Raw genomic sequence first — 23,724 nt, 5'->3', positions numbered from 1 at the left:
GGATTTTTATGAAATTAATCAGAACAAAAACATACGAAGAAATGTCACAAGAAGCGCTCGAAGTTGTCAAACAAGTCATTAACGAAAATGAAAATCCGGTAATTAATACAACTACCGGAGCAAGTTTTGATGGAATGTTCGAGGGACTTGTAAAAGGAATTAATGCAGGTGAAATTCCAATCGAAAAAGTATTTTTAATGAATTTGGATGAGTATGTGGCTAAACGCGATGCTTCCTTCACTGTTTACACATATATGCACCAAAAATTCTATGATTTAATCAACAAAATGCCAAAAAGAGTAGAATTATTGGATGGTAGTTTAGCCGATTTTACAGATGAAATTGCTCGTTATAAGAAAATTTTGGCTGAAAATGAGCGCGATTTGCAAATTCTAGGCTTAGGGGTAAATGGACATCTTGGAGCTAATGAACCAGGAACACCATTTGATGCGCGATTGTTTTTGGCAGATAGCGATGAATCCACTATTAAAAGTACTATCATGTACAACAACTTAAAAGAAGACGAAGCGCCGTCTCAAATGCTTACACTTGGCTTAGCTGATATGATGGATGCGAAACAAATCTTAGTCACTGCTTCTGGTGAACGAAAAGCAGAGGCCGTTAAAGGTTTACTTGAGGGACCAATTGATGAAAGTTGTCCAGCGTCGATTCTACGTAACCATCCGAATGTCGTATTTATTATTGATGAAGCGGCAGGGTCATTACTTACTAATCACTAAAAAGGGGGCAAAACCATGAGAAAGTTATACACGTATTTCGTTTTAATTCTCGGTGTGGCGATGATTGGTCTTGGAATTTATTTAATGTTTAATCCAAGTACATCACTGCAAGCACTAACTATTTTTATTGGGATAATTTTAGTTTTAAATGGGATTAATGAAGTGATTTCTTATTTTGGAGAACGTAAATATTGGGGCATTTCTAAATGGATTATGTTGGATGGGATTTTATCTATCCTTGTTGGTGGATTTGCTATTTTCGAATCGAATATGGCAGAGCGAGTTTTCATTATTATTTTCGCAATTTGGATATTAGCATCAGCGATTTTACGAATTTTAACGGCATTTGCTGTAAAAGGATTTCCGGGATGGACTTTACTACTTATCATGGGAATTATAGGATTAATTATCGCAGTTATTTCCTTGTTCACAAATACGTTAGTAGCGATTGCGATTGGTATTATTCTTGGATTGTTTTTTATTTTCCAAGGAATTACATGTCTTTCTCTTTGGTGGGTCATTCAAAAAGGTGATTCTAAGAAATAATGATAATTTTTTATACTATTTTTCGTTAAAACGTTAAAAAAACCACATTTTGAAAACCAGGAAAATAATTTTGTCACAAAATGGACATAAGAAGCGAGAAGATGGTTCTTTAGGAACTCTCTACTCGCTTTTTTTTTATTATGATAAAGAGAGATGAATTGATGTAAGGATTTTGAGGAGGCGGGATAAATGCAGGAAAGATTTGCGACGGAATTAATGTTTACGTTAACTAATAATCCAAGGTTTCAAGAAGTAGCCGAATTGGTATATTGGAACGAGGAAGAAATTGTTCTTTGCCCTGAAAACAATGAGTATGTTTATGCCATCGATGAAGGAAATGTAACACAATGTGCTGCTAGAAACAGTTCTTGGGGAAAAGGAAGCATTCTCGGTTTTACACGAGAAGAGACAAAAATCCAACCCCTTTCTAAAACGGTGGCTTGGAAAATTCCTTTGAACTATGTAAAGGATATCTTGAAAAGTATGGGAAACGTTAAGCTTGCTGATTTAACAAGAATAGAAAAAGGTTTTTTGGATCGAAATGAAAGTGATTGCATTCAGTGGCTCATCCAAGAAATGCCCTCAAGATTACATACAACTTCTTGGAAAGTAGCGCTAGATTTTTTTAGACAAGAGATTATACAAGTTGTTCCTAAAGAACTATGTGCTTTTCAAGTGAAAGAATTGAAACAGCAGCATATTCTCTATGAATTAGGTTATTACCTTGAAATAGATGTACTGCAATTTCATAACTATTTGAGGGATTTGGCCTATAATAAAGTATTGCAAAAAAATAATTGAAATATTTCTTATATTAGCACAGACAAAAATTCGAATTCATAGTACACTTATAAGTAACCATGATAGGGATTTATCGCCAGTCCCTTATTAGCCACCAGCAAATTTTGCTAGGTGGTTTTTTGATGAAGTTTTTCTTTTCGAATGTGGATGGTTGTGATACCCTAAAAAAGGTGAGTTTTAATGAAGGGAAAGTGTAGGAAATGACAAAATGGTTACCAAAGGATTTATGGATTGTAATTATTGGGATGGTGTTACTATATACAGGGCTATCGTTTATTTGGCCTTTCAATATGATTTACATGACGCAAGAGTTAGGGATGTCGACAACGGATGCTTCATTAGTGTTGTTGATAAATTCTGGAGTGGGGATTGTTTCTAGTATTATCGGTGGACTTATTTTTGACCGGTTTTCTGGTTTTATTTCACTTACGATTGGAACGATTATATTAGTGCTTTCAACTGCTTCGTTGTGCTTTTTCCACGGATTTCCGTTCTTTATTTGGAATTTGTGGGCGGTTGGTATCGCGATGGGGATGGTCTTCTCTGGATTATACGCAGCAGCAGGGTTAACACATCCGACTGGAGGAAGAACTGGTTTTAATGCGATTTATGTAGCGCAAAATATTGGCGTGGCTATTGGTCCGTTGCTTGCAGGGCTTCTAGCGAAACAAGGAATGAGTCATGTATACATTGGTTCTTTTGTATTTGCGATTGCTTTCGCGGGATATTTCTTCTTCTTTTTCCACAAGATTGATTGGAAATCGGAGCGAGTAAGCGCAGAAACAAAACATCGCAAAAAAGGCGCTAAACGCGAATTTCCGACTAAGCTAGCTTTGTGTTCTTTTATTCTATTATTATTGACATACTTGCTTTGCCAATTGCCGCATGTGCAGTGGCAGTCGAATTTATCTACGTACATGACAGAAATCAAAGGTGTGACATCGAGCGAATACGGAAATTTATGGAGTTTAAATGGCGCGCTGATTGTACTTGGGCAGCTCATTTTAATACCCGTTGTAAACAGATTTAAAAAATACTTACTCGCACAAATTTATATCGGTATTTTCTTATTTATCTTATCTTTTGTAGTCGCAATGAATGCAAGTGTGTATAGTGGCTTTGTACTCGGAATGATTTTCTTAACGCTCGGGGAAATGTTTGCTTGGCCAGCGATTCCAACGATTGCTTATCAACTTGCACCAAAAGGAGCGGCTGGCTTGTATCAAGGACTTGTGAATGGGATGGCAACAGCGGCGCGCATGCTAGCACCATTTTTAGGAGCAATTGTCGTTCAAAATCTCGGGGGCATTAAAGCTCTATTTATTGGGGCATTTATTTTACTCGGATGCGCATTAATTAGTATTACACTACAACAAATTTTACAGAAAAAGGACCAACAAGATAAAGCTGCTTTGAAAATTTCCGTCAATCAGGGGGAATAAAAATGAAATTATGGAAAAATGCTACCTTTTACCAAATGACAGCTGAAGGGGATCAAGTTTCTGCGGTATTAACAGAAAACGGTCATATTTATGCGGTCGGAGAAGCACGAGAACTAGAAAAACAATATGCGGCTAATATTACCGAAACGATTGATTTAGAAGGGAAAGTGGTATTTCCTGGTTTCGTTGATGCGCATATTCACTTACTTTGGTATGGACAAGCGTTAGAACGTCTTAATTTAAACCAAACCACTACTAAAAAAGAGGCACTAGCCCTGATTGCTGAAAGAACCAAGCAACTTGCTAGTGACGAATGGTTGTTTGTGGAAGGGTATGATGAAAATAAATGGTCAGATGAACAAACGTTGATTTCTTTGGCCGATTTAGATGAAGTAAGCCAGACAAATCCGATTTTAGTTCGGCGCATTGATTATCATAGTGTTTCTATTAATTCTGCTCTACAAGCGCATATTGCCGACTTTTCGGAAAATGGTTTTGATGGTGGCGGCGAAATTGTTCGTGATAAAGCGGGTGATTTTACGGGGATTTTAAGAGATAATGCAACGACTATGGCGATAGATTCTTTCCCTGCAGCAACGCCTTATGAACTAAGCGCATGGCTTAAAATCGCGATAACTGATCTATGGTCGAAAGGCATAACGGGTGCACACTCGGAAGATTTACATTATTTCACGGGATTTGCTTCGACTTTAGCTGCTTTTCGAAATACTATTGGTGCTAATAAAATGCCGTTTCGTGCGCATTTGCTGGTTCACCACGCAGAACTAGCTGCTTTTTCGGCTTCTAATGAAAGTTTCGTAAGTGGGGATTCCTTTTTAGAATTAGGGGCGATGAAAATTTTCTATGATGGAACAGTTGGCTCGCGAACGGCGTTGATGAGTGCGGGATATGCGGATAATCCTAATGAAAAAGGACTGCAAATTCATTCTGATCAAGCGTTTGAAGATTTGGTTAAAGCAGCGCGAAAAGCAGGATTACCTGTTGCTATTCATATTTTAGGCGATCAAGCTTTTGCTAATGTCATTCGAACGTTACGTGCCAATCCGCCTAAAGAAGGGCAATACGACAGACTAATCCACACACCTTGGCTTACAGAAGCGCTAATAGAAGAAGCGGCTGGGCTACCTGTGCTATTTGATATACAGCCACAATTCATGGCGAGTGATCTTCCGTGGGCGCTAGAAGTACTTGGAGAAAATCATCCACCGCTAGCTTTTGCCTGGAAAACACTTCTACAGGCAGGTTTCCCATTAGCTGGAGGAAGCGATGCGCCGATTGAAGTGCCGAATCCGTTTTGGGGTATCCATGCGGCTGTTACTAGAACGGCGAATGCAGATTTGGATGGAGTGGAATATTGGCCAGAGCAGGCACTCACTGTATTTGAAGCGATTCAACTATATACAAAAGGAGCGGCATTTGCGGGCTACAAAACAACTACACGTGGACAAATTGCACCAGGCTTTGTTGCTGATTTTACGATTTTGGCAGAAGATCCATTTCAAATGAAACAAGCAGACCTTCGTCAAATGAGCGTTGTGATGACGGTTGTAAATGAACAAATTGTCTATCAAAAAAAGTGAAGATAGCTAGGAAACTCCATACAGAGACGGATGTTTTCGAAAAGCTTTTTTGCTAATATGGGAACGGAAGAAATGCCACGCTTTTGACTCAGTGGCACGGATACGGGAACGAGGGATGTATTAATGGAAATATTTGAACTGATTTTATTAATGTTGAGCGCGGTGTTTTTGTCTAATGTATTAAGCCGATTTTTGCCGGGGATAGCAGTGCCTTTAATTCAAGTAATACTGGGTATTATTTTGGCGATTCCGCTTGGGGATCATACGATGGATTTAAATCCGGAATTATTTTTATTATTATTTATGGCGCCGATTCTTTTTAACGATGGTGCGAGTACGGATAAGAAATCTTTATGGAAAAATCGGAAGGCTATTTTGTCATTATCGATTGGTCTAGTGTTTGTAACGGTTGGGGTACTGGGTGCGTTTATTCACTACTTAATTCCTGCGATACCTTTTGCCGCGGCGTTTGCGTTAGCTGCGGCACTTGCGCCTACAGATGCTGTTGCGGTGGGTGCGCTTGCTGAAAAGGTAAGAGTACCCCATAAAATTATGCATATTTTGGAAGGTGAATCGCTTATTAACGATGCTTCCGGACTTGTTTCGTTCCAGTTTGCTGTATTGGCGCTTGTAACAGGAACATTCTCATTTATGTCAGCTGGAACAAGCTTTTTGCTTCTTTCATTAGGTGGGATTGCGCTTGGAGCTGTCCTTAGTTTACTGAAAATCATGTTAATGCGTGGTTTACGTCAGCTAGGAATTGAAAATATGACTTCTTTTATGCTGATGGAAATTTTGTTACCATTTTTAATTTTTATGGTAGCAGAAAAAGTTGGAGTGAATGGGATTTTAGCGGTAGTTAGTGGCGGAATGGTGCATTCATTTAGTTACAAGGGACTAAATCCTGAAATTGCGCAATTGAACTTGCTTTCAAAAAACACGTGGTCTGTTATTATTTTTAGTTTGAATGGTTTGGTATTTATCTTACTAGGGACACAATTACCGCAAATTTTGATGACGATTTGGCAAGACGCTAATATTCAAAAAGGTATGCTATTCGTGTATATACTAGGAATCACTTTCTTACTGCTCGGGCTAAGGTTTTTATGGATCTTGTTTTTCCGCAATTACGAGGAAAATCCGAAAGTGGACTTGGTTAGCAGATTGAAAAATACTTTTCTTTATACTGTGGCTGGTGTTCGCGGGACAATTACGTTAGTCAGTGCGCTTTCGTTACCTTTTGTTCTTGGTAATGGGAATGCGTTTCCTGAGCGTGATTTACTTATTTTTATTGCTGCTGGAGTTATTATTACGACGCTACTTTTGGCCAATTTCACCTTGCCACTTTTTGCAGATAAGAAAGATAAAGTTGCGGCGGATCATACGACGGATATTGTACTACTTCGCGATATTGTGCAGCAATTACAGGCATATAAAACAGATGAAAATGCAGTGGAAATGAATAAAGTGTTGAATATGTATAATAATCGGATTTTCTCTTTGATGGAGCATAAGGAAGTAAATGCTACTGAAAAAGAATTGCGGCGTTTAACGCAAGAATGGCAACTTGAAAATACGAGAAGATTAGTATTTGAACGAAAAATTGATACTGGTGTGGGACTGTCGCATATGATGCGGCTTGGAAAACGACTTTACGTCCAAACACGAGCAGAGAAGTACCGAGCGAGAATGCGGTATCGTCAGTTATTAAGTCATCGTTTTCGAGACTTCCGATTTGTGCCTCTTACTTTTGAAGAACGTAGAAAAGAAATTGCTAAACTGCAAAATGAAAACAATCTATTCGTCATTCAAAAGCTACAAGAACTGGATTCAAATGAGTATAACCCAGAAATCATTTCGCTTTATTTAATGAATTTTGAGCGAGCTTTGGGCCGTGGGAAAAATAAAAAAGAAAGCAATGATGAAGCGCTACAAACAACAATCGACTTAGCTTCACAAATTGAGCGCGAAACAATTCAACACTACTTTGAAAAAGGCACGATTACGCGGAAAGAAATGAAAGTGTATCGTGATAATTTACTTGCGATAGAGGCGAATATGCAATTAGAATTTTAATAAAAAAAGACAGTTAAGCTAATTTTTTAGCCCAGCTGTCTTTTTTTATCATCAAAATAATAAATAATCCGGTCGATAAGTTCTTTCGTCGTGCTGTCAAAATCTTTTTCTTTTTGGTTAGTTAAAAGTCCAATTGGCGGTGAGATGGGTAAATTTTCAATCGGAATGCGGATCGTGCCATCAAGTAGTTCTGAGTGCGCGGTGCTAGTAAAGATAGATACACCAACATTTTCACGGACAAAATACTTATGTGACATACTACTTGTGAGCTCCATTTTCTTATAATCACTACCAATAGCACGTTTTAAATGCTGTTCGATTTGGATGCGGATGGGGCAATTTGCCGGTGTGAAGATAAAGCATTCATCGCGTAAATCACGTAACTCCACAGAAGTACGTGAAGATAACGGATGGCTTTCTGAAATGATTAAATCTAACGTATCATGGAAAAATGGAAAATAGAAGTTTTCCAAAATCAGCTCTGGTTCTCCGCAAATCGCAAAATCAATTTCCCCATCAATGAGTTTTTGGCTACAAGTATTCGCATCATCCACCGATACATTCACCATTAATTTCGGAAAATCCGCTAGAAACGTTTTTAAAATTTTCGGAAAAACGAGACTGGCGCTAGGCTCGGAAATTCCGACTTTGATAAGGCCGGCGTTGCCATTTTTTAAGTCGAATATCGTGTGATCGAGTACTTCATATTGAGCGATGAGCTGGCCCGCCCTTTCGTAAAATAATCTACCTGCGTGCGTTAGTTTTAAAGTTTTGCCACGTTCGAATAACTGAACATCTAAGTCTTGTTCCAACTGTTTTATTCGCATCGAAATAGTCGGTTGCGAATAATTTAATACTTCTGCTGCGCGTTGAAAACTTCCCGTATTAACCACCGTATAAAATGTTTTAATGGTTCGAAATTCCAATATAATTCCCCCTTCATATTGGAGTTTTTTGATATTTCTAACAGTATACACCGTAAAAATAGGAGAAGCAATTTATTAATCTGATAAAATTCATAGGAATAATGCGGATTGAGACAGAAGTATTAGTATTACTGTGGTTAGCCATTAGTTTTTTTGATTAGCCAAACCCAATCTTTTACTTTATAGTATAGCTAATATCTAAAAACCAAGTAAGTTGATAGGGATTGAAAAGGGGCGATTTGATGGAGAAAGTGACAATTATTGCTGGGGGAATCAAAACAGAATCCAGGCTTACAGGATTAACTCAACTAGCAGCAAATGAATTAGTAACGAATGGTTTAGAAGTGAACATCATCGAAGTGCATAAAATAAACGCAGAAGCATTAGTCACCGCGGATTTCGCGCATTCAGATATTCAATTGGCAAATAGCGAAATTGAATCAAGTTCGGGCGTTATTATTGCTACCCCGATTTTCAAAGCAGCCTATTCAGGAGTGTTAAAAGCCTATTTGGATCTTTTGCCACTCAAAGCTTTGAAAAGGAAAGTCGTTTTGCCACTTGGGCTTGGCGGGTCAAACGGACATTTGCTCGCACTGCAATACGCACTTGATCCTGTGTTGAAGGAACTTGGAGCAGAAACGATATTAAAAGGACAGTTTACGGTAGACAAACAAATTGAACGGCTCGGGGATGGGCTGTATGAAATTGAATCTTCAGCGAAAGAACGGCTAGATATTGCTTTAAACCAATTTATTTCATTATTAAATCAACAATCAGTGGAAGTTTAAGGAGGAGAGCGGGAAATGACAGAAGATATTTTTAGAGTAGCGACTGTGGATGATGCGCCGGAATTTTTGGAATTGTTGTCGAGTGCTTTTCAATCGGTGAAAGAATTAGGAATTGATTGGCCGTCAACGAATGCGGATTTGGCGATGGTGACAGAAAATATTGTTAATTCTTCTGCATTTGTTTTAGAACGAAACGGCAAATTAATTTCTACGATTACCGTTCGTTTTCCGTGGGAGAGCAGCGCACCACCTTCTAAATATCCATTTGTTTGGTGGTTTGCAACGGCACCGGAACTTGCAGGACAGGGGATTGGCGATAAATTATTAACGTATGTAGAAGAACGGGTACTTCGCGACACGCTAAAAGCACCAGCACTGACACTTGGAACTTCTGCCAGAAAACATCCGTGGTTGCTGGATATGTATCTACGCCGCGGTTATGAGGTCTACTTTGAACATGAGGAAGACGGTGATGTGGGTGTTATGATGCGGAAAATCTTAATTCCGGAAAAATTCGATGCCACACTACTCGGAATACCTAGCTGGACATAAAAAAGGGGGAAAAAGGATGAAAAAGAAATATGGGATTTTGGCACTGGCTCTTACAGCCGCATTAACATTAAGCGCATGTGGAGGAAAAGAAGAACCAGAAGCAGCGAATCAAAAAGTACAAACAATCACGGTTGGGACTGGAACGCAATTTCCAAATGTCTGCTTTTTGGATGAAAATGGGAAATTAACCGGTTATGACGTCGAACTAGTAAAAGAAATCGACAAACGTTTGCCTGGCTATAAATTTAAATTTAAAACGATGGATTTTTCTAATTTACTCGTTAGCCTTGGAGCTGGAAAAGTAGATATTGTCGCGCATCAAATGGAAAAAAGTAAAGAACGCGAGAAGAAATTTTTATTTAATGATGTAGCGTACAATAATTTCCCATTACAATTGACGGTATTAGACAGTAATAACAGCATAAACAGCACAAAAGATTTAGCTGGAAAACGCGTTATCACAAGCGCAACATCGAATGGTGCACTCGTGTTGAAGAAAATTAATGAAGAACAAGGCAATAATTTTGAAATTGCTTATGAAGGTCAAGGGTCAAATGATACAGCGAACCAACTGAAAACTGGCCGCGCTGATGCAACGATTTCTACACCATTCGCGGTAGATTTCCAAAATAAAACAAGCGCTATCAAAGAAAAAGTAGTTGGCGATGTTCTATCTAATGCGAAAGTATACTTCATGCTCGGAAAAGATGAAACTAAACTAAGCAAAGATGTAGATGAGGCGCTTCAATCTATTATTGATGATGGAACACTTAAAAAATTAAGTGAAAAATGGCTTGGCGCAGATTATTCAAAAGAACAATATTAAACGAGGGAGGGTGCCATTAAAATGGATAAAGCGTTCGATGTAAAAATGATTGCTGATTTTATTCCGACGTTAGCTGGTTATTTACCGATTACGTTGTATATTTTGGCACTCTCGCTTATTTTTGGATTTATATTAGGTGTTCTACTATCTTTACCAAGAATTTATAAGATTCCAGTTTTAGATCAATTGGCCAGAGTGTATATTTCGTTTTTCCGTGGGACTCCGATTATGGTTCAACTATTTATTGTTTTCTACGGAATCCCGGCACTTTCAAGCATCGTTGGCATTGACTTATCACAAATGGATCCCCTTTATGCTGCGATTGCGACTTATGCGTTAAGCAGTGCAGCGACCATTGCCGAAGTGATTCGCGCAGGCGTGAATAGTGTGGATGCCGGTCAAACTGAGGCAGCTTATAGTGTTGGACTGAATGGGCGCCAAACATTTTTACGAATCATTTTGCCACAAGCACTCTATCAAGCTCTACCGAATTTTGGCAATTTAGTCATTGGTTATTTGAAAGATACATCGCTCGCTTTTTCGATTGGTGTAATGGATATGTCAGGAAGAGGTCAGACGCTGATAACACTAAGTAATCACGCGCTAGAGGTCTATATTTCTTTATCAATTATTTACTATTTGACGGCCGTCTTACTGGAATATTCCTTCAAATGGATTGAAAAACGAGTTAAAAAAGAAAACACCAGATTCACGAGTATTTTCGATATCGAGTTATAAAGGAGAGATAATGATGCCGCTAGATGTACCTTTTATTGGAACTGCTGTAATGGCAATGTTAAAAACGATTCCGTTAACACTTGCAATGACCTTCTTTCCGATATTATTCGGTTTCATTATCGCGATTGGTCTGACGCTTATTCGGATGTATCACGTTCGCTTTTTAGAACCGATTGCTAAATTTTACGTTTCTTTTTTTCGAAGCACCCCAGCGATTTTGCATATTATGCTGATTTACTTGGGCATTCCGCTATTGGTGGATTTTTTGAGCAAATCATTCGGATTAGGGATTTCTGCAAATAAAATACCGGTCGTTGTTTTTGTCATTATAGCGCTGTCTTTCACGGCGGGTGCATACTTAACCGAGATTTTGCGCTCCGGTATTATGGCGGTTGATATCGGACAAATGGAAGCTGCTTACTCGGTGGGATACACGCATGGTCAAGCGATTCGGAAAGTTCTCTTACCGCAAGCCTTCATGATTGCCCTACCGAATTTCACGAATTTGTGTATCGGATTTCTACATACCACATCTATCGCCGCCATCGTCGCAGTCCCTGAAATCACCGGAATGGCAACGATTGTAGCATCAGACAATTACGCATTTCTCGAAGCGTTTATCGGTGCCGCACTCATTTATTGGTTTTTAACTATTTTGATTGAAGCAATTAATTACATTTTGGAAAAGAATATCGCTAAATATCAAGGAGGGACAGTATGATTACAATTAAAAATATTCAAAAAAGCTTTGGTGAAAACAAGGTTTTAAAAGGAATTGATTTAACGGTGAAAAAGGGTGAAGTGGTCACAATACTTGGTCCAAGTGGCTCAGGAAAAACAACTTTTTTACGTTGCTTAAACTTACTGGAACGACCTGAAAATGGCGAAATTTCGATGCACGACCAAATAATTAACTGCAAGAAACCATCCAAAAAGGAAGTTTTACAACTGCGGAAAAATACAGCAATGGTTTTCCAACAATATAATCTCTTTTCACATAAAACAGTCCTCCAAAATGTGATGGAAGGTCTAACAGTCGCAAGGAAAATGCCGAAAAAAATTGCACGCGAAATTGCGGAACGGGAGCTCACGAAAGTCGGTTTAGCGGACAAATTTAGTGCATATCCTTCCCAACTTTCCGGCGGACAAAAACAGCGCGTTGGAATCGCACGAGCACTCGCAATTAATCCAGACGTCATTTTATTTGATGAACCAACCGCCGCACTTGATCCCGAACTTGTAGGGGAAGTATTGGAAGTGATGCTGGAGATTGCGCGTGCCGGTGCGACGATGATTGTCGTTACACATGAGATGGAGTTCGCCAAACGAGTCGCAGATCAAGTTGTCTTTATGGACGGCGGGCTAATTGTTGAACAAGGCACCCCCGATGAAGTGTTTAATCATACAAAAGAAGAAAGAACAAAACGCTTTTTACACCGAGTTTCAGCGGATTATTTATATGAAATCAAAGAAGTGAAAAAGGAGCGTGTCATATGACGATTCGATTTAGTATTTTGGACCAAAGTATTATTAATCCGGGCGAAAAACCTAGTGAAGCTTTGCAAAATACCGTAGAACTTGCACAATTGGCAGAACAACTTGGTTATCATCGCTTTTGGGTTGCTGAGCATCATAATTCAGACGAAATAGCTGGTGCGGCGCCGGAAGTTCTTTTAGGATATATTGCTGCAAAAACGACTACAATCAAACTTGCCTCTGGCGGAATTATGCTGCAGCACTATAGTCCGTATAAAGTAGCTGAACAATTTCATGTGCTTGAAAACTTAGCCCCCGGTCGTATTTCACTTGGTGTCGGAAAAGCGCCCGGCGGATTTCAACCAGCAACCGATGCCCTTCAAAAAGACTTCGTAAAACCTACGCGAACCTTTGATGCCAAATTGGAAGAACTCGTCGATTTTGTCACACAGTATTCCGACGCAACTATCGCAGCAAAACCACTTCCAGAAAACAAACCAGAGATATTTTTGCTTGGAGGAAGTGCAGCGAGCGCGAAACAAGCCGCTGAGCTAGGGATTTCTTTTGTTTTCGCTTATTTTATTAACGGAGAAGAGTCTGTTTTAAAAGAAGCACGCGAATTATTTGAAAAGTACCGAATAAATACAAAAGTGAGCTTTCAATTAGCGCCAATTATTGTAGTAGCTGAAACTAAAGTCGCAGCAGATCGCCATGTTCCAGAGCGGGAATCAATCAAAGTCGAGCTTGCAGACGGACGCAGAGTCAATGTCGGATCACGGGAACAAGCGGAAGCCTACGTAAAAGATATCGACCAAACATACCAGTTTATTACCCAACGAATTGGCGCGATAACAGGAACCAAACAAGAAGTCGGGACAGAAATCAAACGACTTTCAAAAGAATATAATATTCAAGATTTTGTTGTTTTAACTCCAGTCAAATCTGCGGAAATTAAACGTTATTCCTATCAACTATTAAGTGAATCGATAAAGGAGGAAGTTGTTCATGGCTAATGTCGTCGTTTGGAGTAAAGTAGGGTGTCATTATTGTAAAGATGTCAAAGATTATTTAACCGAGCAAAAAATCGTTTTTCAAGATATCGACGTCACCGACCATGATTATTTGCGAGAAGTTCTCCAAGCAAAATACGGCATCCGTCACGTGCCGGTCGTAGAAATCGGCGACATAGAAAAAGGAATTTACCAAGCAGTTACCGAAATCGGAATAGAACATTTAGAAAAAGCCTTATTTGAAAAGGAGGAAGTAAAATGACTAGAAAAGAAACAATCCAATTTGGCGCAATTATTCACGGCGTTGGAGGAACTACAGACGGTTGGCGCCATCCAGATATTAACCCAGCTGCAAGTACCGATTTAGATTTCTATAAATCCCGCGCGCAAATTGCCGAACAAGGACTTTTTAGTTTTATATTTATAGCAGACGGTCTCTTTATTTCCGAAAAATCTATTCCACATTTTCTTAATCGCTTTGAACCAATAACCATTTTGTCTGCGCTAGCAGAATCGACGAAAAATATTGGTCTTGTCGGAACTTTCTCGACTTCCTTTACAGAACCATTCACACTAGCAAGACAACTTTCTTCCCTTGATCACATTAGCGGCGGCCGAGCGGGTTGGAATTTAGTCACTTCTCCGCAAGAAGGAGCCGCACGAAATCACAGTAAGAAAAATCTCCCGACCCACAGCGATCGTTACACCATTGCCGCAGAACATTTACAAGTAGTTCGAGGTCTTTGGAACTCTTGGGAAGAAGATGCCTTTACTTATAATAAAGAAACCGGTGAGTTTTTTAATCCAAAAAAATTACATCGCTTAAATCATCAAGGCGATTATTTCCAAGTAGAAGGTCCGTTAAATATAGCACGCTCCAAACAAGGTGAGCCAGTTGTTTTCCAAGCAGGTGCATCCAGTACAGGACGCGATTTCGCTGCTCAAAACGCAGAAGCCATTTTTACGCATTCAGATTCATTAGAGGAAGCAATTGAATTTTATCAAGATGTAAAGGCACGCGCGGAAAAAGCGGGGAGAAATGCAGCAGAAATTCGGGTTTTTCCGGGAATCAGCCCAATTGTAGCGGATACGTTGGAAGAAGCAGAAGCAAAATATACCGAGTTTGCGAACCTTATTCCAATTGAAAATGCGGTCACTTATCTCGCACGATATTTTGATGACTACGATTTAAGCCAATTTGATTTGGATGCTCCTTTCCCAGACCTTGGCGATATTGGCAAAAATGCTTTTCAAAGCACAACAGACCGAATCAAAAAAGAAGCTAAAGAACGTCAACTAACTCTTCGTCAAGTGGCGACAGAAGCAGCAACCCCAAAAACACCTTTCCTAGGAACAAAAGAACAAGTCGCTGATTTAATTGAAGTCTGGTTCCAAAATGAGGCAGCAGATGGCTTTATTATCGCATCTGATATCCCGGGAGCTTTTGAAACTTTTGTCGAACAAGTAATTCCGCTATTACAAAGTCGTGGTTTGTACCGAACGGAATATCCAGCTTCTACACTAAGAGGGAATCTAGGCATCGCGATTCCTAAAAATAAACAAGCAGTCGAAACTAAATAATAGGAAGAAAACGGAGCGCCTTTGAGGAAGCTTCGTTTTTTTGTTACAATAAAAGAAAAAAGGAGCTAAACCATGCGCTTAGATAAATTATTGTCCCATACAGGTTTCGGGAGCCGTAAAGAAGTGAAACCATTACTCAAATCCGGGGCAGTTGTCGTGAATGGCACTATCCAAAAAGATAGCAAAACACAAGTAAACCCTGATAAAGACCAAGTAACCGTCCATGGAACACCAGTCGTTTACCAAGAATTCGTTTATTTTATGCTCCATAAACCGCAAAATGTGGTGAGCGCAACGGAAGACAATGTATCAGAAACTGTCATTGACTTGCTCGCTCAAGAAGATACGTTAACTAATCCATTTCCTGTTGGACGTTTAGACAAAGATACAGAAGGGTTGCTTATTATAACTAACGACGGGACACTCGCGCACAATTTGCTATCACCAAAAAAGCATATTGATAAAACATATTATGCTAAAATTGATGGAGACGTTGTGGCAGAAGACGTCACAGCTTTTGCAGACGGAATCACACTTGATGATGGCTACACTTGCAAACCCGCACGACTAGAAATTATCAACCCAAATGAAATAAAAGTAACTATCCAAGAAGGGAAATTCCACCAAGTAAAAAGAATGTTCGCTGCTCGCGGGAAAACAGTCAGCTATTTAAAACGAATTTCGATGGGTAATTTGCAATTAGATGAGTCTCTCGAACTCGGCGAATACCGCCCATTAACCGAAACAGAACTAGCTATCCTTCAAAATAAATAATTTGAAACGAAAATTCTCTCTTTAAAAAGAAGCGGATTTTCGTTTTTTAGTTTGCAAAAGAAAGCATTTACATATATAATAAACATGTGTTTGAAAATAAAACAAAAGTTTGGAATGGAGGTGCATTATATCGTGGAGAATAATAAAGCGAAAATGAACGAAAAGGAAGAGATAATTTTCAATTCCATCCGTAAAAATCCTTACATTTCTCAACAAGAACTTGCTGATATACTTGATTTATCAAGACCGACAGTCGCAAACCTTATATCTGGCCTTATTAAGAAAGGTCGCATTTTAGGGAAAGCCTATATATTAAATGAAGCGAAACAAATCGTTTGTATAGGTGGAGCCAACGTCGATCGGAAGTTTTACATTAAAGACAAGGCCCAACTAGCCACATCAAACCCAGTGCGCTCAACACAAAGTGCTGGTGGCGTTGCTAGAAACGTAGGCGAAAACCTTGGCCGCCTTGGAAAAGAAGTTATATTACTCACTGCTTGTGGAACAGACTCCGACTGGGAAGCTGTCAAAAATGCTAGTAATACATATATGAACTTAGATTACGTCACAGCATTCCCGAGCATCGCAACAGGTTCTTATACAGCGGTACTCGAAAACAATGGAGACTTACTCGTTGCGCTAGCGGACATGGATGCATACGACCACTTAACTCCGGATGTACTTGCGAAAAATGAAGGCTTACTTAGTCAGGCGAGCGCAATCATTGCGGATTTAAACTGTCCGAAAGAAACACTAGAATATCTTGGCAGCTTTGCCGAAATCAATTCAATCCCACTAGTACTTGTTCCCGTATCTTCGCCAAAAATGTCGCATTTACCAGAACGCTTGGATCACGTGACTTGGCTAATATGCAACCGAGATGAATCAGAAACGCACCTAGATATGACGATTGAAAACGATGAAGACTGGCGTTTAGCTGCGCAAAAATGGCTAGATTTAGGCGTGAAAAATGTCATTGTTACAAATGGCAGCAAAGGCGCAGTAGCAGCAAACAAAGCAGAAGGCACTATTTTTGAACCAGCAATTGTAATTGAAAATATTGTCGACGTGACAGGAGCGGGAGATGCATTTTGCTCCGCGGTTATCTACGCATGGCTAGAAGGAAAAGCATTGCAAGAAATTTTAAAAGCAGGGAGCGTAAATGCTGCGCGAACACTGGAATCTGAGTATACAGTTCGCCAAAATTTATCGACATCCCAACTACAAAAAGACCTGGAGGAATTCAAATGAAAAATTATCTATCATTATCCGAAGAAGTAAAACAAGCAAAAGCAGAAGGAAAAGCAATTGTTGCGCTAGAATCTACTATTATCTCTCACGGTATGCCTTACCCGCAAAATGTTGAAATGGCACGTGATGTAGAACAAATTATTCGCGACAACGGTGCAGTACCAGCAACTATCGCATTAATCGACGGAAAAATTAAAATCGGTCTTTCTGATGAAGAATTAGAACTATTCGCTAAAAGTAGCAATGTAGCAAAAGTCTCTCGTCGTGATATCGGCTACCTTATTGCAACAAAACAACTTGGAGCGACAACTGTAGCAGCAACCATGATTTGTGCTGAATTAGCAGAAATCGGCATCTTTGTAACTGGCGGAATTGGTGGTGTTCACCGTGGTGCCGAAACAACAATGGACGTTTCAGCTGACTTAGAAGAATTAGCGAAAACAAATGTTGCTGTTGTTTGCGCCGGAGCTAAATCAATCCTAGACCTAAACTTAACAATGGAATATCTAGAAACAAAAGGCGTTCCAGTAATTGGCTATCAAACAGACGTACTTCCTGCATTTTACACTCGTTCAAGTGATGTAGAATTAACATTACGAGCAGATGCTCCAGAAGTTATCGCAGAATCACTTAAAGCAAAATGGGATCTTCAAATCGAAGGTGGCGCAGTAATTACTAACCCAATCCCAGAAGAATTCGCTATGGACGAAAAAGTAATTAACGATGTAATCCAAACAGCGCTTAAAGAAGCAGAAGAAAATCACATTCACGGGAAAGACGTTACACCATTCCTACTTGGTAAAGTAAAAGAACTAACAGATGGTAAGAGCCTCGAAGCAAATATCGAGCTTGTAAAACACAATGCTTTAATCGGTACGCAAATCGCCGTAGCATACCAAAATATCTAATAATCTCAGAGCTGTCGCCTATAAGTTGGGGGCAGCTTTTTTATGTTAAAATAAATGTGAATATAAAGGAGGAAAATAAAATGATTGCAGTAAGTGCTTGCCTAGCCGGAATTGCCTGTAGATATGACGGGAAAGATAAAGAAATAACCAAAATAAAACAAATGGTAGAAAGAGGAGAGGCGATTCCTTTTTGTCCAGAAGTTACCGGCGGACTGCCTACACCAAGAAATCCAGCAGAAATAATAGGTGGTGATGGCAAAGATGTCTGGTTAGGACATGCAAAAGTCATTGATAACAAAGGAACAGATGTGACAGAAGAATATAAAAACGGAGCGAGACTTACTCTCGTTAAAATGCAAGAACTCGGTATTACGCAAATAATCATGAAGGAAAAAAGTCCATCTTGTGGTAGCTGTGCTATTTACGACGGTACCTTCTCAGGAAAAATAAAAGATGGTACCGGCGTAGCAGCAGCTCTTTTTCAAATGAATGGAATAAAAATCATTTCAGAATTCGCATTTTAAAGTGCAAGCGAACCCATTGGATCCCAAGGTTTTAACACAATTGGCTTTTGGTTAAAGGATTCAATTAATTCCTTAGATAGATATTTTTTATGCACCACTACTTGGAATGTAAACTCATCCATCCAAGCATCGCTAGCAACAAAATAACCATTATTACCAATTTTTTCTCCCCAACTATTTTCCACTTTCCAGCGATTTACTTCTCCATTAGCAATGTTCACTCCAGTTAATACCATCGCATGTGTAAGCATACTGTGTTTATAATCCAGGCGTTCAGCTTTAGTCATCGCAGTTTTAAAGCCAAAAGTCTGATTAAGCAAGAAAATATTCGTATCCATAATACCGGTATTCCGTTCTGAAAGTTGTCCAACATCACATCCAAACCAAACTGTTTCCCCATCTTTAATCTGATCAGCGGCAGCTTTTTTCAAGACATCCATTTCTACATTCAAATACTTAATAGGTGTACCATTTACAATGTTGCCTAAATATTCCACTGTAAAAGCTTGATTAAAAGGTTTATCTTTGGTTGGCGCATTAATAAGTGGAATATAATCTTTCAAATCCATATCTACATAGCGTTTATAAAAATCTTTCGGTGTAATTTGTAAATCTTGTTTAAATTCATTATCTTTATTTCGATACTCAAAATCGAATACTTTAGGTGGTTCGCCTAGAGTCATAACTAAGAGTTGATAGACCTCAGCAAGCATTTCTTCTTTCAAGTCTGCAGTATCTTTCTTCTCAGCAATAGCATTTCTCAAAATAACCGCATCCGTACGAAGTCTTTCATTTAATATGTGGTTTAAATCAGCAGACTTACTACTTTGGAATGTTTCAGGCATAGCTGATTTTGGGACCACCCCATATTTTTCGATAATGGAAACTAACATATCCCACTGGCCACCATCTTGCTGCGGTGTATCAAGCAACCACGAAACTAATCGACTATCTTCCTCTTCGTTCGCTGTTTCGATAATATTCTCTAAAAAATAATTTGCTTTCTCAAGTTTGTCCCAAAAATTAGTATAATTCTGTGACAACTCAAAATCCTTCAAACCAAGCGTTCCGTTTAACTTATGGCGAAACGTATTTAATGCTGCAAACATCCAACATCTTCCGCTTTGTTGTTGATTGGAAACTTTATCTGTCGCAACTTCATGGGAAAAGACAGGTCGAATGCTAACTTTTGATGCTGGATTCTCAGTGGCTGCTTTAATCCCATTTTTCATAATACTAGCTTGAAATACCAATTTATCTGGATTTTCACGCCATTTCTTTGAAAAACTTTCTAATTGCTCAAATGTTAATTCTGTATGCATGAATAACTCCTCCTAAAACGAAAATTATCTTCTAACCAAGTATACTGCTAAAAATTAGAACTGTATAAGAAAAACGCTGAATGAATAATCGTGAAGGATTATGGCGATATACATGGTATAATATGAATGAATTTGAAAATAAGTGATTGTTTTTGAATGAAAACGGTTGATTTTGAAAGAAAAAGATGTTAAACTGACTTTGGATGGAGGAGTAATAATGTTAAATGCAGAGCGTAAACAACTTATTATGGAGAGTATTGAGAAACTTGGTGTGATTAAATTACAAGAATTAGTTGAAGGTCTTGCTACCTCAGAGTCAACCATTCGCCGTGATTTAATCGAGTTAGAAGAACAAGGATTAATTCAGCGCGTACACGGCGGGGCGAAACTTGTAAAACTTCATAATCAAGAACCAAGTATGAATGAAAAATCATTCAAAAACATTCAAAGTAAAAAAGTAATTGCTGCATATTGTGCAAGCTTAGTGGAAGAAAATGATTGTATCTATTTAGATGCAGGATCCACAACATTAGAATTAATTACTCACCTAGCAAATCGAAACATCACCGTAGTGACAAATGGATTAACCCATATTGAAGAGCTAGTTCGTCAAAATATAGATGCTTATCTTTTAGGCGGTAAAATGAAAGTGCATACAAAAGCAATTATTGGTGCAGTTGCCTTAGATAACATTCAAAACTATCATTTTGATAAAGCTTTCATTGGTACCAACGCGATGCATCCGGAGCATGGCTACACAACACCTGATATGGAAGAGGCATTTGTAAAACGTGCTGCAAAAGAACGTGCTGATCGCGTTTTTGTTGTAGCGGACCATACAAAATTTAATGAAGTGAATTTTTCAAAAATGTTTTCAATAGAAGAAGCAACTATTGTGACAGACTATATTCCTTCTGCAGTAAAAGAATCCTTTATCCAAAAAACTAAAATAATCGAGGTAGAAAAATGATTTATACAATTACTTTAAACCCATCAATTGATTATATTGTACAAATCGACCAATTAAATCTTGGCGGACTTAATCGCATGAAGCAAGATTATAAATTACCTGGTGGCAAAGGAATTAATGTCAGCAGAGTTTTAAATCAATTAAATGTACCAAGTCTCGCTACAGGTTTTTTAGGTGGATTTACAGGCAATTTTATCAAAGACTGGCTACAAAACGAAGGTGTGAAAACTGGCTTTGTAACAGTGAAAGATGATACTCGTATTAATATCAAACTAAAACACGGAGAAGAAACAGAAATTAATGGTCTAGGGCCAGCTATTTCTGAAAAGGAAATCAATGAATTTTTGAAAGTGATGGATAAAGTAACTGCTAACGATATAGTCATTCTATCTGGTAGTGTTCCCCCATCACTTGGAAATGATTTTTACAATAAAATAATTCGGATTTGCAAAGAAAAAAATGCTGAATTTATGATTGATACAACTGGTAAAGAACTACTGGATGCCTTACCAAATCGTCCTATTCTAATTAAACCGAACCACCATGAGTTAGCGGAACTATTTGGTGTCGAGTTAAATAGTGTAGAAGAACTTATTCCATACGGAAAAAAATGCTTAGAATTAGGGGCGCAACATGTCATCGTATCTATGGCGGGTGATGGAGCTCTTCTATTTACAGGAGAAGATGTCTACTTCGCTGATGCATTAAAAGGAGAACTAAAAAACTCTGTAGGTGCTGGAGACTCAATGATTGCTGGCTTTGTTGGCACTTTTGATAAAACGAGAGATCCTGTGAAAGCATTTGCTGCAGGAGTTGCAACGGGCGGAGCAACCGCATTCTCAACTGATTTAGCCCAAAAAGAACTAATAGATAAACTATTACCACAAGTGAAGATTACTAAAAAAACAGGGAGGAACTAAAATGAGAATCACTGACTTATTAAGCAAAGATGTTATGATTATGTCTTTACAAGCAACGACTAAAGAAACTGCCATTGATGAAATGATTGCTTCATTAAAGAGTAATGGGAAAATTAATGATGAGGTACTCTTTAAGGAAGCTATAATGAATCGTGAAGCACAAAGTTCTACTGGTGTAGGCGAAGGAATCGCAATGCCTCACGCGAAAACAAAAGCAGTCAATGAACCAACAGTTGTTTTTGCTAAGAGTGAAAAAGGATTAGATTATGAAGCTTTAGATGGCCAACCTGCACACCTATTCTTTATGATTGCTGCTCCGGAAGGTGCTAATGCAACTCATTTAGAAACTTTAGCAGCATTGTCCAGATTGTTAGTTCATCCCACTTTTGTTCAATCATTAAGAGATGCAAAAACACCAGATGAAGTAATTGAGTTATTTAATAATGAACAAGAAGACTCGGAAGAAACCGTAGTTACCCCAACATCTACAAATGACACAGGTAAATCAGTCGTAGCGGTTACAGCGTGTCCAACAGGGATTGCACATACTTATATGGCGGCGGAAAAATTACAAGAAACTGCCAATAAACTAGGCGTACGAATTAAAGTAGAAACTAATGGTTCTAGAGGTGTAGAAAATCGTTTAACAGATAAAGAAATTGCTGAAGCTGATGGCGTTATTATTGCAGCTGACGTACAAGTAGATATGCCTCGTTTTGATGGAAAACATTTAATTGCGAAACCAGTTGCAGCAGGAATTCATAAACCAGACGAGTTAATTAATGAAGCAATTTCAGGCAATGCCCCAGTTTATAAAGCTGAGGAAGGCAGTCAAGCAACAGAAAGTGCGGACGGTCTTTCTATCGGCCAACAAATTTACAAGCATCTAATGAGCGGTGTTTCTCACATGTTACCATTTGTAATTGGTGGAGGTATTGCCATCGCTATTGCATTTATGCTTGATCAAATGTTAGGTGTGCCTCAGGATCAACTTGCAAAGCTAGGATCATATAACGAAATCCCGGCACTATTAAAACAAATTGGTGATGTTGCATTTGGCTTTATGCTTCCAGTATTTGCGGGTTACATTGCCTATAGTATATCGGACAGACCAGGACTTGTAGCCGGTTTTGTAGCCGGTGGAGTGGCTTCTGTTGGTGGTGCAGGATTCCTTGGCGCACTTGTCGGTGGTTTCCTTGCAGGTTATGCAGTTGAATTAATAAAACTTGCGCTTAAAAAGCTACCAAAAACATTAGATGGTATTAAAGTAGTTTTATTCTATCCAGTTTTATCTGTGTTAATTGTCGGACTTTTAATGTTGCTATTAAATGTACCAATGAGCGCACTTAACACATGGTTAAATGATTTCTTAAATAGTTTAAGTGGAACAAATGCTGTTATTCTAGGATTGCTGTTAGGAGCAATGATGGCAGCCGACTTAGGTGGACCGATTAATAAAGCTGCATATATATTCGCAACTGGTACCCTTGCAGCAAGTGTAGCAACAGGCGGGAGTGCAATCATGGCTGCGACAATGGCTGCTGGTATGGTACCACCACTGGCAACATTTGTAGCAACTCTTGTCTTTAGAAATAAATTTACAGCTCAAGAACGTGATGCAGGTTTAACTAACTCCATTCTAGGTGCTTCATTCATTACAGAAGGAGCGATACCATTCGCGGCAGCTGATCCACTTCGGATGATTCCGAGTTTCATTGCCGGAAGTGCTATCACAGGCGCAATTGTCATGTTCTTAAACATTAAAGTATTAGCACCTCACGGAGGAGTTTTCGTTATCTTCCTTGTATCGCAACCATGGTTCTATATCTTTGCAATTATTATTGGAACTATAATCAGTGCTGCATTAATTGGTGTTCTACGCAAGAAACCAACTGTATAAAATATCGAAATCGTCTTTTGAAACTAAAAAGGCGATTTCTTTTTAGTAATTT

At 38.8% G+C, this 23,724-nt stretch carries 24 protein-coding genes; 22 read left to right on the top strand and 2 right to left on the bottom strand.

Annotated elements, in window-relative coordinates; translation table 11 throughout:
- The first annotated feature begins 8 nt into the window (after positions 1 to 8).
- The 6 genes from AB2Q86_RS12175 to AB2Q86_RS12150 all read left to right on the top strand — a co-directional run bounded on the left by AB2Q86_RS12175 (position 9) and on the right by AB2Q86_RS12150 (position 7,206).
- Entirely contained in the window at positions 9 to 740 is a 732-nt protein-coding gene (locus AB2Q86_RS12175; RefSeq protein ID WP_003729984.1) for a glucosamine-6-phosphate deaminase, read from the top strand.
- A gap of 15 nt (positions 741 to 755) precedes the next feature.
- Entirely contained in the window at positions 756 to 1,286 is a 531-nt protein-coding gene (locus AB2Q86_RS12170) for an HdeD family acid-resistance protein (RefSeq protein ID WP_012580830.1), read from the top strand.
- Positions 1,287 to 1,475: 189 nt separating this feature from the next.
- A complete protein-coding gene (locus AB2Q86_RS12165) occupies positions 1,476 to 2,087 on the top strand; it encodes a hypothetical protein (protein WP_012580831.1) in 612 nt (203 codons plus the stop codon).
- A 200-nt stretch (positions 2,088 to 2,287) separates the two neighbouring features.
- Positions 2,288 to 3,529: an MFS transporter gene (locus tag AB2Q86_RS12160; RefSeq protein WP_003727726.1), complete on the top strand. Its 1,242-nt coding sequence runs from the start codon at positions 2,288 to 2,290 to the stop codon at positions 3,527 to 3,529.
- Between the two features lie 2 nt (positions 3,530 to 3,531).
- On the top strand, positions 3,532 to 5,130 hold the full coding sequence (locus AB2Q86_RS12155; protein WP_012580832.1) for an amidohydrolase: 1,599 nt from the start codon (positions 3,532 to 3,534) through the stop codon (positions 5,128 to 5,130).
- A 123-nt stretch (positions 5,131 to 5,253) separates the two neighbouring features.
- Positions 5,254 to 7,206 carry a sodium:proton antiporter gene (locus AB2Q86_RS12150; protein ID WP_012580833.1) on the top strand — a complete coding sequence of 651 codons (1,953 nt, stop codon included), beginning with the start codon at positions 5,254 to 5,256 and terminating at the stop codon, positions 7,204 to 7,206.
- Positions 7,207 to 7,232: 26 nt separating this feature from the next.
- Here AB2Q86_RS12150 and AB2Q86_RS12145 read toward each other — a convergent pair whose 3' ends face one another.
- Positions 7,233 to 8,132: a LysR family transcriptional regulator gene (locus AB2Q86_RS12145; protein ID WP_012580834.1), complete on the bottom strand. Its 900-nt coding sequence runs from the start codon at positions 8,130 to 8,132 to the stop codon at positions 7,233 to 7,235.
- Between the two features lie 242 nt (positions 8,133 to 8,374).
- Between AB2Q86_RS12145 and ssuE the strand changes: the two genes are divergently transcribed.
- The 13 genes from ssuE (at position 8,375) to AB2Q86_RS12080 (ending at position 18,560) form a co-directional block, all read left to right on the top strand.
- Complete coding sequence (gene ssuE, locus AB2Q86_RS12140; RefSeq protein WP_012580835.1) at positions 8,375 to 8,920, top strand: NADPH-dependent FMN reductase; 546 nt, start codon at positions 8,375 to 8,377, stop codon at positions 8,918 to 8,920.
- Between the two features lie 15 nt (positions 8,921 to 8,935).
- Positions 8,936 to 9,472, top strand: coding sequence for a GNAT family N-acetyltransferase (locus AB2Q86_RS12135; protein ID WP_012580836.1), 537 nt, complete (start codon positions 8,936 to 8,938; stop codon positions 9,470 to 9,472).
- A gap of 16 nt (positions 9,473 to 9,488) precedes the next feature.
- On the top strand, positions 9,489 to 10,298 hold the full coding sequence (locus AB2Q86_RS12130) for an amino acid ABC transporter substrate-binding protein (RefSeq protein ID WP_003725119.1): 810 nt from the start codon (positions 9,489 to 9,491) through the stop codon (positions 10,296 to 10,298).
- A gap of 21 nt (positions 10,299 to 10,319) precedes the next feature.
- Positions 10,320 to 11,036: an amino acid ABC transporter permease gene (locus AB2Q86_RS12125; RefSeq protein ID WP_003729977.1), complete on the top strand. Its 717-nt coding sequence runs from the start codon at positions 10,320 to 10,322 to the stop codon at positions 11,034 to 11,036.
- A 13-nt stretch (positions 11,037 to 11,049) separates the two neighbouring features.
- Positions 11,050 to 11,757 (top strand): amino acid ABC transporter permease, encoded by a 708-nt coding sequence (locus AB2Q86_RS12120; RefSeq protein WP_003729976.1) that lies wholly within the window; start codon positions 11,050 to 11,052, stop codon positions 11,755 to 11,757.
- Positions 11,754 to 12,533: an amino acid ABC transporter ATP-binding protein gene (locus AB2Q86_RS12115; RefSeq protein ID WP_003729975.1), complete on the top strand. Its 780-nt coding sequence runs from the start codon at positions 11,754 to 11,756 to the stop codon at positions 12,531 to 12,533. Before AB2Q86_RS12120 ends, AB2Q86_RS12115 begins: the two co-directional genes overlap by 4 nt.
- Positions 12,530 to 13,525, top strand: coding sequence for an LLM class flavin-dependent oxidoreductase (locus tag AB2Q86_RS12110; RefSeq protein WP_012580838.1), 996 nt, complete (start codon positions 12,530 to 12,532; stop codon positions 13,523 to 13,525). Before AB2Q86_RS12115 ends, AB2Q86_RS12110 begins: the two co-directional genes overlap by 4 nt.
- A complete protein-coding gene (locus AB2Q86_RS12105) occupies positions 13,518 to 13,784 on the top strand; it encodes a glutaredoxin family protein (RefSeq protein ID WP_003729973.1) in 267 nt (88 codons plus the stop codon). The genes AB2Q86_RS12110 and AB2Q86_RS12105 overlap by 8 nt, the downstream gene beginning before the upstream one ends.
- Complete coding sequence (locus AB2Q86_RS12100; RefSeq protein WP_012580839.1) at positions 13,781 to 15,103, top strand: LLM class flavin-dependent oxidoreductase; 1,323 nt, start codon at positions 13,781 to 13,783, stop codon at positions 15,101 to 15,103. The genes AB2Q86_RS12105 and AB2Q86_RS12100 overlap by 4 nt, the downstream gene beginning before the upstream one ends.
- A 72-nt stretch (positions 15,104 to 15,175) precedes the next feature.
- On the top strand, positions 15,176 to 15,877 hold the full coding sequence (locus AB2Q86_RS12095; protein WP_003729971.1) for a pseudouridine synthase: 702 nt from the start codon (positions 15,176 to 15,178) through the stop codon (positions 15,875 to 15,877).
- A 132-nt stretch (positions 15,878 to 16,009) separates the two neighbouring features.
- The gene (locus AB2Q86_RS12090; RefSeq protein ID WP_003729970.1) at positions 16,010 to 17,128 is read left to right on the top strand and encodes a carbohydrate kinase; all 1,119 of its coding nucleotides are present in this window, start codon (positions 16,010 to 16,012) and stop codon (positions 17,126 to 17,128) included.
- The gene (locus AB2Q86_RS12085) at positions 17,125 to 18,036 is read left to right on the top strand and encodes a pseudouridine-5'-phosphate glycosidase (RefSeq protein ID WP_003727733.1); all 912 of its coding nucleotides are present in this window, start codon (positions 17,125 to 17,127) and stop codon (positions 18,034 to 18,036) included. The genes AB2Q86_RS12090 and AB2Q86_RS12085 overlap by 4 nt, the downstream gene beginning before the upstream one ends.
- An 80-nt stretch (positions 18,037 to 18,116) precedes the next feature.
- Positions 18,117 to 18,560 carry a DUF523 domain-containing protein gene (locus AB2Q86_RS12080; RefSeq protein WP_012580840.1) on the top strand — a complete coding sequence of 148 codons (444 nt, stop codon included), beginning with the start codon at positions 18,117 to 18,119 and terminating at the stop codon, positions 18,558 to 18,560.
- On the opposite strand, the gene pepC is transcribed toward AB2Q86_RS12080, so the two are convergent.
- Positions 18,557 to 19,882, bottom strand: coding sequence for an aminopeptidase C (pepC, locus tag AB2Q86_RS12075; protein ID WP_012580841.1), 1,326 nt, complete (start codon positions 19,880 to 19,882; stop codon positions 18,557 to 18,559). The two genes, AB2Q86_RS12080 and pepC, sit on opposite strands and share 4 nt — an antisense overlap.
- A gap of 217 nt (positions 19,883 to 20,099) precedes the next feature.
- On the opposite strand from pepC, the gene AB2Q86_RS12070 reads away from it, so the two are divergent.
- The 3 genes from AB2Q86_RS12070 to AB2Q86_RS12060 are packed head-to-tail and all read left to right on the top strand — an operon-like array spanning position 20,100 to position 23,672.
- Complete coding sequence (locus AB2Q86_RS12070; protein ID WP_003727734.1) at positions 20,100 to 20,852, top strand: DeoR/GlpR family DNA-binding transcription regulator; 753 nt, start codon at positions 20,100 to 20,102, stop codon at positions 20,850 to 20,852.
- On the top strand, positions 20,849 to 21,772 hold the full coding sequence (gene pfkB / locus AB2Q86_RS12065) for a 1-phosphofructokinase (protein WP_012580842.1): 924 nt from the start codon (positions 20,849 to 20,851) through the stop codon (positions 21,770 to 21,772). The genes AB2Q86_RS12070 and pfkB overlap by 4 nt, the downstream gene beginning before the upstream one ends.
- Before the next feature lies 1 nt (position 21,773).
- Positions 21,774 to 23,672 carry a fructose-specific PTS transporter subunit EIIC gene (locus AB2Q86_RS12060; protein ID WP_012580843.1) on the top strand — a complete coding sequence of 633 codons (1,899 nt, stop codon included), beginning with the start codon at positions 21,774 to 21,776 and terminating at the stop codon, positions 23,670 to 23,672.
- The last annotated feature ends 52 nt before the right edge of the window (positions 23,673 to 23,724 follow it).

Origin of the sequence: Listeria monocytogenes (assembly GCF_041765605.1) — a bacterium.
Classification (GTDB): Bacteria; Bacillota; Bacilli; order Lactobacillales; family Listeriaceae; genus Listeria; species Listeria monocytogenes_D.
Note: the sequence above shows the minus strand (reverse complement) of the source record. Positions and strands in the feature narration are given on the sequence as shown.

What these genes read in the sequence shown, in the direction of transcription:
- AB2Q86_RS12085 (WP_003727733.1), top strand. Translation starts at nt 17,125, where the DNA reads ATGAAAAATTATCTATCATTATCCGAAGAAGTAAAACAAGCAAAAGCA.
- AB2Q86_RS12130 (WP_003725119.1), top strand. Translation starts at nt 9,489, where the DNA reads ATGAAAAAGAAATATGGGATTTTGGCACTGGCTCTTACAGCCGCATTA.
- AB2Q86_RS12160 (WP_003727726.1), top strand. Translation starts at nt 2,288, where the DNA reads ATGACAAAATGGTTACCAAAGGATTTATGGATTGTAATTATTGGGATG.
- AB2Q86_RS12070 (WP_003727734.1), top strand. Translation starts at nt 20,100, where the DNA reads ATGTTAAATGCAGAGCGTAAACAACTTATTATGGAGAGTATTGAGAAA.
- AB2Q86_RS12165 (WP_012580831.1), top strand. Translation starts at nt 1,476, where the DNA reads ATGCAGGAAAGATTTGCGACGGAATTAATGTTTACGTTAACTAATAAT.
- AB2Q86_RS12135 (WP_012580836.1), top strand. Translation starts at nt 8,936, where the DNA reads ATGACAGAAGATATTTTTAGAGTAGCGACTGTGGATGATGCGCCGGAA.
- AB2Q86_RS12105 (WP_003729973.1), top strand. Translation starts at nt 13,518, where the DNA reads ATGGCTAATGTCGTCGTTTGGAGTAAAGTAGGGTGTCATTATTGTAAA.
- AB2Q86_RS12170 (WP_012580830.1), top strand. Translation starts at nt 756, where the DNA reads ATGAGAAAGTTATACACGTATTTCGTTTTAATTCTCGGTGTGGCGATG.
- ssuE (WP_012580835.1), top strand. Translation starts at nt 8,375, where the DNA reads ATGGAGAAAGTGACAATTATTGCTGGGGGAATCAAAACAGAATCCAGG.
- AB2Q86_RS12125 (WP_003729977.1), top strand. Translation starts at nt 10,320, where the DNA reads ATGGATAAAGCGTTCGATGTAAAAATGATTGCTGATTTTATTCCGACG.
- AB2Q86_RS12095 (WP_003729971.1), top strand. Translation starts at nt 15,176, where the DNA reads ATGCGCTTAGATAAATTATTGTCCCATACAGGTTTCGGGAGCCGTAAA.
- AB2Q86_RS12150 (WP_012580833.1), top strand. Translation starts at nt 5,254, where the DNA reads ATGGAAATATTTGAACTGATTTTATTAATGTTGAGCGCGGTGTTTTTG.
- pepC (WP_012580841.1), bottom strand. Translation starts at nt 19,882, where the DNA reads ATGCATACAGAATTAACATTTGAGCAATTAGAAAGTTTTTCAAAGAAA.
- AB2Q86_RS12060 (WP_012580843.1), top strand. Translation starts at nt 21,774, where the DNA reads ATGAGAATCACTGACTTATTAAGCAAAGATGTTATGATTATGTCTTTA.
- AB2Q86_RS12120 (WP_003729976.1), top strand. Translation starts at nt 11,050, where the DNA reads ATGCCGCTAGATGTACCTTTTATTGGAACTGCTGTAATGGCAATGTTA.
- AB2Q86_RS12115 (WP_003729975.1), top strand. Translation starts at nt 11,754, where the DNA reads ATGATTACAATTAAAAATATTCAAAAAAGCTTTGGTGAAAACAAGGTT.
- pfkB (WP_012580842.1), top strand. Translation starts at nt 20,849, where the DNA reads ATGATTTATACAATTACTTTAAACCCATCAATTGATTATATTGTACAA.
- AB2Q86_RS12080 (WP_012580840.1), top strand. Translation starts at nt 18,117, where the DNA reads ATGATTGCAGTAAGTGCTTGCCTAGCCGGAATTGCCTGTAGATATGAC.
- AB2Q86_RS12155 (WP_012580832.1), top strand. Translation starts at nt 3,532, where the DNA reads ATGAAATTATGGAAAAATGCTACCTTTTACCAAATGACAGCTGAAGGG.
- AB2Q86_RS12175 (WP_003729984.1), top strand. Translation starts at nt 9, where the DNA reads ATGAAATTAATCAGAACAAAAACATACGAAGAAATGTCACAAGAAGCG.
- AB2Q86_RS12100 (WP_012580839.1), top strand. Translation starts at nt 13,781, where the DNA reads ATGACTAGAAAAGAAACAATCCAATTTGGCGCAATTATTCACGGCGTT.
- AB2Q86_RS12110 (WP_012580838.1), top strand. Translation starts at nt 12,530, where the DNA reads ATGACGATTCGATTTAGTATTTTGGACCAAAGTATTATTAATCCGGGC.